The following is a 12,427-nucleotide window of genomic DNA, read 5'->3' on the forward strand; positions in this document are numbered from 1 at the left end:
GATCATCCAAGGAGCATCATGTCCGCGGTCATTCGCACCTGGCTCGGCTTCGCCGCTCTCGGCGCCGCTCTGATCCATCTGGCCGTGGGCGTAACGGCTCCGTTTCCCCTGTCGGTTCTTCTGGTCGGGTTCGGCATCGCTGAACTCGGCTGGGGAATCGCCACCCTCGCCACCGGCCGTGTCCTCACGCCGCGCATCGTCGTCGGTGCGGCCCTCATCCCGGTCTTCATCTGGGGCGTGACGGCCGCGCTCGGCAGCGGACTCGGCGTCACAAGCGCCCAGACCGGTCTGCCGCTGTACCCGATGGTCGTGGCGTCACTATTCAACATTTTCCTGGCCGCAACGGTGGCCATCGCCCTGCGGCGCGCACCGAACGAAATCCCTACGGCCGTCGGTGCCGCCTCGCCCGGCACGTTAACACCCGGCTCACCAACACCAGGCGGCTGGCGTTTTCTCACCGGACTAGTCGTCGGAGGATTTCTGCTCTCGGCGCTCACCACCCCGGCCCTCGCCGCAACCGAGGTCGGCTCGCACGCGGTGCCCCATGGTTCCCACGGGGTTACCGAGTTGATCGTGCCGGACTCGGGCGGCCACGGGTCACACTAGGTTCCTCGCAGAGAAGTGAAACGGGCCCCGCCGGGCAGCAGTGTCAGGCGGGCAGCCCGGTTTCCGGGTCGGTCGATGCCGATCCCGACACACCCAGTCCGGCCAGGTCGGCCACCGGCGGTACCACCTCAATGTTCATGAATCGCTTCACGTTCTCGTCGACGATGATGTCGCTCGGCCGCAACGGGCGGGTCAGGTACAGCCCGTCCAGACTGGTCAGCCGGCTCAATGCCACATAGGTCTGGCCAGGGCTGAACACCCGGGCACCGAGATCCACAATGGCTCGCTCGTACGTCGCACCCTGCGATTTGTGAATCGTGACCGCCCAGGCCAACCGCAGCGGAAACTGCGTGAATTCAGCCACGACATCCCGACTCAGCTTTTTGGTCGCGGCGTTGTAGGTGTACTTGTACTTCTCCCATACGGTCGGCTCGACCTCGTGCACGTCACCGTCGATATCGACGAACACCGTCGAGGTAACCTTGGTCACCGTGCCAATGCTGCCGTTCACCCAGCGCGGGCCTCCATCGAGCGGTGAATCGTTGCGCAGAAACATCACCTGCGCTCCCACCTTGAGCTCGAGCACCTCGTCGGCCGGAAACTGCTTGCCGCCGAAATCCCCGGTGATGTCAGCCTTCGCGGTGAGTGATTTGCCCGACAGCTTCTTCAAAGCGGATGCGTTGATGCGGTTCACAGCGTCGTTGCGGGTCGCCAGGGTGATCAGGCCCTCGCTCGGCGGCGTTCGTGCTCCCGCACCATTCAGGGCACCACCGATCTCGGGAGTGACCTGGCCGTGCCGTACAGCGTTGAGCATCAGCTTGAAGTCATTGTCGCGCTGGCGATGAATCTCGGTGAGCTCGAAGATACGCAACTCCGCGTCACGCCAGACCTTCGCATCGAAGAACCACATCGACCGATAGTGGTCGGCGAAATAGGCGCGCTCGTCGGGGCCGCCCGGCACCGGGGCGAGCTGGTACGGGTCGCCGAACAGCACGATCTGCACCCCGCCGAACACGTCGAATGGCCGCTGCCTGGCCTGGCGCAGGCTGCGGTCGATCGCGTCCATGAGGTCGGCGTTGACCATCGAAACCTCGTCGATCACGAGGGTGTCGATGGTGTTCAGGAGCTTGCGCACCTGGTCGTTCTGGTCGATCGGACTGTCAGCGATCACGCCGATCGGCAGGCGAAAGAGCGAGTGAATGGTCTGGCCGCCCACGTTCAGCGCGGCGACGCCGGTGGGCGCGGCGATCACGATCTGTTTGCTGGTGTTCCACGACAGGTGGTTCAGCAGCGTGGACTTACCCGTTCCGGCCCGGCCGGTGACGAACACGTTCTGCTTGGTGCCCTCGATTGCCGCGAAAACCAGCGCCTGTTCACGGCTGAGCGGAATCTCTGACACGGCACACTCTCTCTGACAGCCAAATGCTGCACAAGACCAGTGCAGGGGACATCCCACTGTAACCGCCCAGCCCGCACTGGCGCGAGATGGCGCGTGGCCGACTGGCCGACCCACCTCCCCATACAATATTCAAGTGACCATTCCCGCCGAACAGCATCGGGCGAGCGGGCGCCGCGGCAGTATGCTCCGGGCCGTTCTCGCCATCGTGGTGGTCGCCGGGCTGCTCGCGGCCGGTGTCGCCGGCACCATCAGTGCCCTCAATCGCACGGTGTACAGCGCCGGCGGCTTTGTAGAGCAGTACCTCGACGCCCTCGCCCGCGGCGACACCGTCGGAGCCCTCGCCCTCGGCGGCGTCATGCCCGGCACGGCCGATCTCGCGGCCTGGGGGCTGACCAACGAGGTCGCGAAGGATCTGCCGGAGACGCTGCTGCGGGCATCCGTTTTGGGCGGTCTTGACAATATCGAACTCGCCAGCACGACCGACACACTCGCCACCGACGACGGAACCGCCCAGACCGTGGTGTTCGACTTTGACCTGAACGGCACCGCGTCGAGCATGGTGTTCACCGTCGAGCGGGCGGGCACCTTCGGCGGTGTTTTCAACGCCTGGGCTTTCAGCACCAGCCCCCTCGCCGTACTGCAGGTCTCTGTACTGCACGAACGGTCGTTCACGGTCAACGGCCTCACCCTCGATACGCGCGCCCACAGCGCAGCGGATGCCCCCGCCACGTTCTCCACGTCCGCCGCGTATCTCGCCTTCGCTCCGAACCGCTACACCTTCGAACACGAGTCGGCCATGCTGACCGCCGAGAAGGCCACCGTGCGCGCGACGGTGGCCGGTCCCACCGCCGTCGAGGTCAACGCCTTGCCGAACGAGGCTATGGTGGGCCAGGTGCAGTCGGAGTTGAACAAGTTCCTCGACGACTGCGCCACCCAGACGGTGCTGCAACCGACCAGCTGCCCGTGGGGCATCACCATCGACGACCGCATTGAGAGCACTCCGGCCTGGTCGATCACCGCGTACCCCACCGTCGCGCTCACGCCCGGCGAGCTGTCGTTTGAAATGGGTGCCACCCCCGGGCAGGCCCATATCGTGGTCGACGTGCAGTCACTGTTCGACGGCGACGTCAGCACCCGCGACGAAGACGTACCGTTCACGATGGGGCTCAGCGTGGTCGTGCAGCCGAGCGGCGCCCTCGCCATCCAGCTGCACTAGGCCCGGCTAGTTGCTCGGGGTCTGAGCGTCGCGCTGGGCGATACGGGCCAGGTTCGCGTTGTAGGCGATCAGCTCGGCGTCCTCGTTGCGGTCGGCCTTGCGGTCCAGCCGCTTGGTGACCTTGGTGTCATCGCGGCTCCACATGACGGCCACGACGACGGCGAGCACGAAGGTGGGCAGTTCGCCGATTCCCCAGGCGACGCCGCCGCCCATCTGCTGGTCGGCGATGGCCGAAAGCCCCCAGGTGCGACCCATGGCGCCGTACCAGTCGGCCAGGAGCAGCCCGGTGCCGCTCATCAGGGCGAGGCCGAAGAAGGCGTGGAAGGCCATGGTCACGAGCAGCAGCAGCAGACGGAAGGCGTAGGGCAGCCGGTACGGCACCGGGTCGATGCCGATCAGGGACTGCACGAACAGGTAGCCGGTGATGAGAAAGTGCACGATCATCCACTGGTGGCCGATGTGGTCCGTGGTCGCCCAGCTGAAGATCGAGGTGTAGTAGAACACCCAGAGCGAGACCCCGAACAGTATGGCGGCGACGATCGGATTGGCGACGATGCCGGCGAAGCGGGAGTGCACCGCGGTGAGGATCCACTCGCGGGCGCCACGACTTCCATCCTGCCGTTTGGCGATGGCCCGCGCGGCGAGCGTCACCGGGGCGCCCGGCACGAGCATCAGGGGTACGAGCATGGTCAGCATCATGTGCATGAGCATGTGGGTGGAGAACAGGTACTTCTCATAGACGTTCACGCCACCGTTGGTGATGTAGAACAGGGTGAGCATGCCGAGAATCCAGAGCACGCTGCGGTAGATCGGCCAGGCGTCACCGCGACGATGCAGTCGGCAGACTCCGGCGAGGTAGAAGAAGATGCCGAAGGCACAGAACAGAATCCAGGCGAGGTCGAAGTTCCACTCGGTGAAGTAGCGCGAGAAGGTCAGCTCGGGCGGCAGCAGTTCACCGGTCAGAATCTGCGCCGGCGTCGACTGGGGAATCTCCGTTGCGACCACCTGGGCGACCGGAGTGGCCGTGCGGGCGAGGGCTGCGGCGACACCGGAGGCGAGGCCCATGAAACCGAGCTCGGTCACGACCAGCCACCAGAACCACGGGCTGCGCGCCGGTCCCGAGCGCTGCATCCGCTTGATGAAGAATTGGCGGTGCAGAATGCCGAAGCCACCGAGGGCGATGAGGGCGGTGACCTTGACCAGCACGAGAATACCGTAGGGGCTCGACAGGTTGTCCCAGCTGCCGATGCGCAGCTCGGCGCTGACGTAGCCCGACGCAGCCACGACGATGAAGGAGATCAGCGCGAGCGAAGAATACCGCCCAACCACCGAGCGGATGCGTTCGCCGTCCAGTTGGGTGCGCAGCACGATGATGGTGAGCAGGCCGCCCAACCAGATCGCCGCGAAGACGAGGTGCAGGCCGAGGGCGGTGATAGCGGCGTTGTGCCCGGCAGCGCCCGCGGAGTGCCCCTGCTGGGCCATGGGTAGCAGCGAGGTGAGAGCCAGCACGGTCACGAAGACCAACGCGGTCTGGTTGCGCACGGCGAAGCACAGCACCGTGACGCCGGCGGCGATCAGTGTGGTGGCGAGCCAGGCCTGCCCCAGTTCGATCTGGCTGAAGAATTGGCCGACCGTGGCGCTGAACTGATCGCTGATTCCGAAGGGCACGTTGGTGACCTGCAGAAAGGTCAGAAAGCCCGTGACAGCGGATGCGACGGCGAACACGGCCGCCGACGCCGCGGCGAAGTCCAGGGCGGTGCCGAACTCGCGTTCCTTGGGGCTGAGCGCGAAGAGAGTGAGCACGAGGGCACCGATCGTGCCGGCCGCCGCGAGGTTGACCACGAGCTTGGCGATGGGGAGCCCCCAGCGCACCACCGGTCCCGGGTCGGCCAGTAGCTGGGCCGAAGCTCCGCCGCCATAGGCCAGGGCAACAAGGGTGGACAACACAGCGACCAGCAGCAGGGCTGCCGGTCCGAGAACGCGGACGAGACGGGGCACCTGCCCAGCTTATTCGCCCGACCCTGGGCATCCGTCGCGCCTGGTGCGTTCATGGGCAGCAACGAGGACGCCGAGCGGTGAGTTTGCCGCTCATCTTGGGTCGAAACTCACGGCTCGGCGTCGGTAACTCACAGCTCGGCGTCAGAAGAGTGCCCGGGGACCCAGGCAGCCACCCGAACACGCGAAACGGATGCCACGGGCCTGAAAAAGGGGCGCCGACCGTAGTCGACGCCCCTTCTCTACAGCAAAAGCTACTTGGCGGCAGCCTTGAGCTTGCTTCCGGCGGTCAGCTTGACGCGGTGGCCGGCAGCGATGGCGATCTCTTCGCCGGTCTGCGGGTTGCGGCCGGTGCGAGCAGCGGTTGCGGTGCGCTCGACGCCCAACCATCCCGGGATGGTGACCTTGCCATCAGCGGCAACGGTCTCGGCCAGGGTTGCAAAGAATGCGTTCAGAACGCCGTCAACGGCGGCCTGGCTCTGTCCGGAGTCAGCGGCAACCTTGGCAACGAGCTCGGTCTTGTTCAGCGACTTGTCAGCCATTGAGTGTCCTCCTCGGACCTTCGTCTGTATAAACAGCGATATTCGTAATACGGATGCTCCTCGAGAGAGAAGCCCCGTTGGTCGGTTCGACCGAGTTGAAATCTAGCATTGATCCGCCAAAATCCCCGGATTTACGGCGATTTCCGACCATTTCAGGGCAGTTTCACCCTCTCGAGCACTCGATTTTCGCTCTCCGCGAAACATCCGCGAACACAAAACGGGATGCCGACAATAAGTCGACATCCCGTTTGGATGATTCAGAGGCCGTCGAAGACAAGCTTCAGCGGCTGCCAGCAGAAGTTACCAGCTGGACTTGGTGATGCCGGGCAGCTCGCCGCGGTGCGCCATGTCGCGAAAACGAACGCGCGAGATGCCGAACTTGGAGAGGTGGCCACGGGGACGACCGTCAACGGCGTCACGGTTGCGCAGGCGCACCGGGCTCGCGTTGCGCGGCAGCTTCTGCAGGCCCTTGCGAGCGGCTTCACGCGACTCGTCGGTGCCGGCCGGGTCGACCAGGGCCTTCTTGAGCTCAAGGCGCTTGACGGCGTACCGCTCAACGATGACCTTGCGCTGGTTGTTCTTGGCAATCATGCTCTTCTTCGCCATGTTTAGCGCTCCTCACGGAAGTCAACGTGCTTACGGATGACCGGGTCGTACTTCTTGAGTACCAGACGGTCGGGGTCGTTACGGCGGTTCTTCTTGGTCACATAGGTGTAACCGGTTCCAGCCGTGGAACGAAGCTTGATGATCGGACGTACGTCATGAGCCTTAGCCATTAGATCTTCACCCCACGAGCGAGAACGTCCTTGACGACGCTCTCGATACCACGAGCATCAATGACCTTGATGCCCTTTGCGGACAAGGTCAGTGTGACCTTGCGACGAAGCGACGGCACGTAGTACGTCTTCTTCTGAACGTTCGGGTCGAAACGACGCTTGGTGCGTCGGTGCGAGTGCGAAATGTTGTGTCCGAAGCCGGGAACAGCTCCGGTCACCTGGCATACAGATGCCATTGTTACCTCCATTACCGAAGAGCGAATGCTCTTCCCAAGATCCCTTGTCGACGGGCAGAACCACATCAGCTCCGAGCAAACTCAGAACCGGGGGAGAATCGCCCGCAATGTACGCACACAGGCGTAGCAGCTGTCAACGCTACTAGATTCCCGCACCTCTCGCAAACTGAACTGGCCGCGAGGCGGGTGAAGTGTTGCTTCAGCGAGGTCGAAGCAACACTGCACCCGCTTTCGCGAAACGGTTCAAGCGGATGCTGCGGCCTTGGCCGTGCAGGCGGCGCACAGCCCGAAGACGTCCACGACGTGGGCGGCTTGGGTGAACCCGTTCTGGGCGGCGACGTCTTTGGCCCACCGCTCGACGGCATCCGCTTCGATCTCCACCGTGAGGCCGCAGTTGCGGCAGATCAGGTGGTGGTGGTGCAGGTTGGTGCTACAGGCGCGGTACAGGCTCTCGCCCTCCGGCGACTGCAGGGAGTCGGCGTCACCCTTGACGGCGAGGTCGGCGAGAGCGCGGTAGACCGTGGCTAGGCCGATCGGAGATCCGGTGGCGTGCAGGGCGGAGTGCAGGGCCTGGGCACTGACGAAGCCGTCGTTTGCATCGAGGGCGCCCCGTACGGCCTCACGCTGCCAGGTGTTTCGCTTCATGCTTTCAACCGTAACGATGTTCGCGTGGGTCGGCGTGCATCCGTTTGGCCGGGCGCGCCTGCTGCAGCGACCAGCCGTCGAAGAACCAGGGCGAGCAGAAAGAGGGCGGCCGCCGTCAGGGCGATCGCCGGGCCGGCCGCCACGTCGAGGGAGCGGGACAGCAGCACGCCAACGACACCGGCCACCGCGCCGATTACGGGCGCGATGACGAACATCTGGGTGGTCGTGCGTGACACGAGGCGGGCTGCCGCAGCGGGGGCTGCGATCAGGGCGATGGCCAGGATGGCGCCGACGGCCGGCATCGCCGTGACGACCGTGGCCGTGATGAGCACGAGCGTGAGCAGTTCCATGGGCCATTCGTGATATCCGGCCGCGCGAAAACCGCCAACATCGAAGGTCGAGAACATGATTTGCCGGCCGAACAGCACGATGCAGAGCACGGCGAGACCCAGCACGACGGCCACGAGGGTCACGTCCTGGTCGGTCACTGTGAGGATGGAGCCGACCAGGTAGGAGTCGACCTTGACCGGCAGCGAGGGGTTGAGCCCCTGGAGCAGAACCCCGAGAGCGAAGCCGGCGGTGAGCAGAATGCCGGAGGCGACCTGATTGCCCTGACGTTTCACCCGCCCGATCATGGTCATGATGCCCACGATGAACACGCTCGCCACCGCGGCCCCCAGCGGGATACTCACGCCCAGGATGGCCGCGCCGACCGCTCCGGGAAACGTCGCGTGGGTGAGGGCCTGGGCGAAGAACGTGCGCTGGCGCAGCACGACGAGCGTGCCGACCAGGCCGCTGAGGGCCCCGATCAGCAACGCGGCCAGGAGAGCCTGTTCGAAGTAACCCATCAGTGCGCCGCCGATCCCGCAACAACCCGCGTTCGATGCGGGCCGCCGATTCGGTCGAGGACGAGCCGTAGTACCAGGGCCAGCACGTAGCCGGCGACAAGAACGAGTACGACGGTGGCTCCGCTCGGCAGGTCGACTCCGCCGTTCACCGACGCTTCGTAGCCGAGCGCGAGCCCCACCCAGGCGGCCAGGATCGCGAAGCCGGCGGCGACCGGAAAGAGCAGCCACAGGCGATTGGTCACCAGCCGCGCCACGGCGCCCGGCACGATCAGCACGGCGAGCACGAGCAGGTTTCCCACGGCGCTGCTGGCCGCGACCACGACCAGGGCGATGGCAACGTTGAGCAGAATGTCGAGTACGAGCGGCCGGTAGCCGGCCGCCGCGGTGCCCTCCAGGTCGAAGGCGCGAAACACCTGCTCCTTGAGCGTGAACCCCACGATGATCAGCGCGATCAGGCAGACCACGACGGTCTGGTTGACCTCGGCCGGGCTGACGGTGAGCAAACGCCCGAAGAGCAGTGCGTCGAGCTGGCCGACGTAGTTTGTTTCCCGTGAAACAACGATGATTCCCACGCTGAACATGGCCGTGAAGACGATCGCGATCGCGGCGTCTGAGGTGACGGCCCGTCTAACGATCACCGTGAGCACGACAGCGGCAAGAAGGGCCGCGATCAGTGCTCCCACGAACAGGCCGTCGCGCCCGCCCCAGACGAATCCGATGGCCACGCCGGGAAAGACCGCGTGCGTGAGTCCGTCACTGATGAACTCGAGCCCGCGCAGGTTAACGAGCACACCCACGAGCCCGGCCACGAGGCTGAGCACGACGAGCACGAGCAGCGCCCTGGCCATGAACGGCAGGTCGAAGGCTGTGATGAGGGCATCCACTCAGTGACCTCCGTGGCCGGGAACCACGATGGTGTGCTCGTCCATTTCCACACCGACCGAGCCGAACGCCCTTTGCACGTTGGCCAGGGTCAGCACCTCATCGCGCGGACCGAAGGCCACCTGGGCGCCGTTGAGCAGCAGAACGCTCTCACACACGGCCCGAGCGAGGTCGAGGTCGTGGGTGGACACGAGCACCGCGACACCCTGTTGCTTGAGGCGTTTCACCGTTTCGATGAGGGCGTCCCGGTTGACCTGATCGAGGCCGTTGAACGGCTCATCCAGCAACAACAGACGCGGGGCGGATGCCACGGCGCGCGCCAGCAGACCGCGCTGCTGCTGCCCGCCCGACAGCTCACCGAAGCGTGTCTTGGCGCGGTTGCCCAGGCCGACGGTCTCGAGCGCCTCGGTCACGGCCCGGCGGTCGGCCCGAGCGGGCACGCGCCACCAGCCGAGGGACCGGTAGCGGCCCATCATGACGACCTGCTCGAGTGAGACCGGAAAATGCGGGTCGAGTTGGTCGGTCTGCGGTACGTAGCCGATGTAGCCGGCCGGTGCCGGCCACTGTCCGAGCACCTCGACAGTGCCAGCCGTGCGGGTGATGAGCCCGAGAATGCCTTTGAGCACGGTGGACTTGCCCGAGCCGTTGGGGCCGATCAGGGCAACGGCCTGGCCGGGCGACACGGTGAAGTCGATTCCGGTCAACGCGGCCTCGGGACCGTACGCGAACGACGCTGCCACCACTCGAAGAGCGGCGGCAGCGTTCGCTGGGGGGGTTACTTGAGAAGTGTTCTCGATCACGTGTTAACTATTGCAGGTCGGCGGGCAGCGGCGAGGGTGTGACGCCCCAGGATTCGAGCATGAGCGTTGCATTGTGCAGTTGCGCCTTGATGTAGGTGTCTCCGGCGCTTCCGGTCGGGCCGAGCGAGTCGACATAGAGAGCTTCGTCGCCGGAGTAGACGGTGACACCGGCTTCGGTCGCGATCGTCTCGGCGGTCTTGGGGCTGAGCGACGCCTCGGAGAAGACGGCCGTGACGCCGGTGGCCTTGATGGCCGCGACCAGGGCGTCGATCTCGGCGGCGCTCGGCTCGGCGTTGTCATCGAAGCTCGGAATCACGGAGCCGACATAGTCGATGTGGTACGCCGCGGTGAAGTACCCGAGGGCGTCATGATTGCTCACGAGCAGGCGCTCGCTCTCCGGTACGGTGTCGACGTTGGTGCGGATCCACTCATCAAGGTCGGTGAGCTGTGCCGTGTACGCGGTGGCATTGGCTTCGAAGGCGCTTGCATTGCCCTGGTCGGCGGTCACGAGGCCGTCGGTGATCGTCTGCACGATGGTCTCGGCGTTGTGCACGTCAGTCCAGATGTGCGGGTCGCCGCCGTCGTGGGCGTGCGCGTCGTCTGTGGCGGGCGCATCGGCTTCATCGGTGTGGGCATCCGCTTCGTCGGCGGTGTGATCCTCGCCGGCGCCGACCTCTGAGATGGTGATGCCGGTATCGGCGTCGATCGTGACGCCGTCAAAGCCCGAGGCGGCGATGGCGTCGTCGAGCCACTCTTCGAGTCCGACGCCGTTGATGACGAGCACGTCCGCGGCACCGAGCGCGGTCAGGTCGGCCGCGGACGGGTCGTAGCTGTGGGCGCTCTGGTTGGGCTGAATGAGCTGGGTGAGATCCACGCCGCTGGCGTTACCGATGACATTACGAGTGAAGTCGGCGACCTGGGTGGTCGTCGCGACGATTTGGAGGTCGGCGTCCGCGCCGTCGGCGCTCGCGGTCGTGCCAGCCGAGCACCCCGAGAGGGCGAGGGCGGTCGACGCGAGGAGTGCGGGAACGATAAAGGATCTCTTGTGCATCCCCCGAGAATAGCCTTGCTGATAATGATTGTCAAAACCATTAGCGGGTCGTTGCGATTACTCGAGCAGCAGGGCCGGCTCCTCGATGATGCTCGCGACGTCGGCGAGAAAACGGCTCGCGACATCACCATCGACGACGCGGTGGTCGAAGCTCGCGCCGATCGTGGTCACGAACCGGGCACGCACCTCACCGTCAACCACCCACGGCTTCTGCTTGATCGTGCCGAGGGCCACGATTCCGGCCTCGGGAAAGTTGAGAATGGGCGTACCGGTGTCCATGCCGAACACGCCGATATTGGTGATCGTGATCGTGCCATTGCTCATCTCGGCCGGGCTGGTCTTGCCGTCACGAGCGGTTATGGTGAGCTTCTCGAGCGCCGCAGCGAGTTCGAGCAGGCTCATGTCCTGCGCCTCCTTGATGTTCGGCACGATCAGCCCGCGCGGTGTGGCCGCGGCGATACCGAGGTTCACGTAGTGCCGCACGATGATCTCCTCATCGGTGAACGTGGAGTTCACCGTGGGGTTGCGGCGCACCGCCCAGATCATGGCCTTCGCCATGATCAGCAGCGGCGACACCCGAATGCCCGCGAAGTCGGTCGAGGCCTTGAGACGTTTGACGAATTCCATGGTGCGCGTGGCATCCACGTCAACGAACAAGCTCACGTGCGGCGCGGTGAACGCGCTCTTCACCATCGCCTGGGCAATGGCCTTGCGCACGCCCTTCACCGGGATGTGTTCGTCGCGATCCGTCGGCCATTCCGGTGTCTGAATGTTGCGGAACACACTGGCCTGGGTCGCCCCGCGCAGCACGTCTTCCCGCGTCACGTCGCCGACCGGACCGGTCGCCTCGACCAGAGACAGGTCGACGCCGAGGTCCTTGGCGAGTTTACGAATGGGCGGCTTGGCCATGACCGGCCCAGCGGATGCCGCGCGTCGCGTCGGTTCCAGCGGCTCGGCCCGCGCACGCACCGGCGCTTGGGGCGCCAGGGTTTCGTGGGCGACGCTCGAGGTGTGGCGCCGACGCCGGGTCGGCATGGTCGCGGCGGCGCCGCGGCCCACGAGCACGGGTTCGGGCGCCTCATCGCTGATGCTGCTGCCGGTGTCGGTGGCCAAGTCGGTGACGTCGGTGGTCTCGGCGACGGGGGCAACGGCATCCGTTTGAGAAACCGAGACGTCGGAGTTGATCGTGATGATGAGGGTGCCCACGTCGACGGTGGTTCCGGCTGCGACCAGGATTTCCCCGACCACGCCGACGAACGGTGACGGCAGCTCGACCAGCGATTTGGCCGTCTCAATTTCGACCAGCACCTGGTTGATCGTCACGGTGTCGCCGGGGGCGACCTTCCATTCCACGATCTCGGCCTCGGTCAGGCCTTCCCCGACGTCGGGGAGGGTGAATTTAGAAACGCTCATAAGAGGCCTTTCCTGACG

The 12,427-nt window shown here is 65.3% G+C and carries 14 protein-coding genes; 2 read left to right on the forward strand and 12 right to left on the reverse strand.

Going from position 1 to position 12,427, the window contains the following annotated elements; all coding sequences use genetic code 11:
- The first annotated feature begins 18 nt into the window (after positions 1–18).
- Complete coding sequence (locus BLS91_RS00835; RefSeq protein WP_092338296.1) at positions 19–606, forward strand: hypothetical protein; 588 nt, start codon at positions 19–21, stop codon at positions 604–606.
- A gap of 43 nt (positions 607–649) precedes the next feature.
- Here the strand turns inward: BLS91_RS00835 and BLS91_RS00840 are convergent, their stop codons facing one another.
- Entirely contained in the window at positions 650–2,005 is a 1,356-nt protein-coding gene (locus BLS91_RS00840) for an ATP-dependent DNA helicase (RefSeq protein ID WP_092338298.1), read from the reverse strand.
- 133 nt (positions 2,006–2,138) lie between these two features.
- Between BLS91_RS00840 and BLS91_RS00845 the strand changes: the two genes are divergently transcribed.
- The gene (locus BLS91_RS00845; protein ID WP_092338300.1) at positions 2,139–3,221 is read left to right on the forward strand and encodes a hypothetical protein; all 1,083 of its coding nucleotides are present in this window, start codon (positions 2,139–2,141) and stop codon (positions 3,219–3,221) included.
- A 6-nt stretch (positions 3,222–3,227) separates the two neighbouring features.
- On the opposite strand, the gene BLS91_RS00850 is transcribed toward BLS91_RS00845, so the two are convergent.
- The 11 genes from BLS91_RS00850 to BLS91_RS00900 all read right to left on the reverse strand — a co-directional run bounded on the left by BLS91_RS00850 (position 3,228) and on the right by BLS91_RS00900 (position 12,409).
- The gene (locus BLS91_RS00850) at positions 3,228–5,219 is read right to left on the reverse strand and encodes a bifunctional copper resistance protein CopD/cytochrome c oxidase assembly protein (protein WP_092338302.1); all 1,992 of its coding nucleotides are present in this window, start codon (positions 5,217–5,219) and stop codon (positions 3,228–3,230) included.
- A 251-nt stretch (positions 5,220–5,470) separates the two neighbouring features.
- A complete protein-coding gene (locus tag BLS91_RS00855) occupies positions 5,471–5,758 on the reverse strand; it encodes an HU family DNA-binding protein (RefSeq protein ID WP_035835256.1) in 288 nt (95 codons plus the stop codon).
- A 300-nt stretch (positions 5,759–6,058) separates the two neighbouring features.
- On the reverse strand, positions 6,059–6,364 hold the full coding sequence (gene rpsN / locus BLS91_RS00860; RefSeq protein ID WP_092110538.1) for a 30S ribosomal protein S14: 306 nt from the start codon (positions 6,362–6,364) through the stop codon (positions 6,059–6,061).
- A 2-nt stretch (positions 6,365–6,366) separates the two neighbouring features.
- Entirely contained in the window at positions 6,367–6,534 is a 168-nt protein-coding gene (rpmG, locus tag BLS91_RS00865) for a 50S ribosomal protein L33 (protein WP_035880539.1), read from the reverse strand.
- Positions 6,534–6,770, reverse strand: coding sequence for a 50S ribosomal protein L28 (gene rpmB, locus BLS91_RS00870; RefSeq protein ID WP_035835252.1), 237 nt, complete (start codon positions 6,768–6,770; stop codon positions 6,534–6,536). Before rpmB ends, rpmG begins: the two co-directional genes overlap by 1 nt.
- Before the next feature lie 243 nt (positions 6,771–7,013).
- Entirely contained in the window at positions 7,014–7,415 is a 402-nt protein-coding gene (locus BLS91_RS00875; RefSeq protein ID WP_092338304.1) for a Fur family transcriptional regulator, read from the reverse strand.
- Positions 7,412–8,263: a metal ABC transporter permease gene (locus BLS91_RS00880; protein WP_092338306.1), complete on the reverse strand. Its 852-nt coding sequence runs from the start codon at positions 8,261–8,263 to the stop codon at positions 7,412–7,414. The genes BLS91_RS00875 and BLS91_RS00880 overlap by 4 nt, the downstream gene beginning before the upstream one ends.
- Complete coding sequence (locus BLS91_RS00885) at positions 8,263–9,147, reverse strand: metal ABC transporter permease (RefSeq protein WP_241983064.1); 885 nt, start codon at positions 9,145–9,147, stop codon at positions 8,263–8,265. The genes BLS91_RS00880 and BLS91_RS00885 overlap by 1 nt, the downstream gene beginning before the upstream one ends.
- Positions 9,148–9,945 (reverse strand): metal ABC transporter ATP-binding protein, encoded by a 798-nt coding sequence (locus tag BLS91_RS00890; RefSeq protein ID WP_233197269.1) that lies wholly within the window; start codon positions 9,943–9,945, stop codon positions 9,148–9,150.
- 7 nt (positions 9,946–9,952) lie between these two features.
- Entirely contained in the window at positions 9,953–10,996 is a 1,044-nt protein-coding gene (locus BLS91_RS00895) for a metal ABC transporter substrate-binding protein (protein WP_092338310.1), read from the reverse strand.
- A gap of 57 nt (positions 10,997–11,053) precedes the next feature.
- Positions 11,054–12,409, reverse strand: coding sequence for a dihydrolipoamide acetyltransferase family protein (locus tag BLS91_RS00900; RefSeq protein ID WP_092338312.1), 1,356 nt, complete (start codon positions 12,407–12,409; stop codon positions 11,054–11,056).
- Between the last annotated feature and the right edge of the window lie 18 nt (positions 12,410–12,427).

It is taken from the genome of Cryobacterium flavum (assembly GCF_900103805.1).
Taxonomy (GTDB): domain Bacteria; phylum Actinomycetota; class Actinomycetes; order Actinomycetales; family Microbacteriaceae; genus Cryobacterium; species Cryobacterium flavum.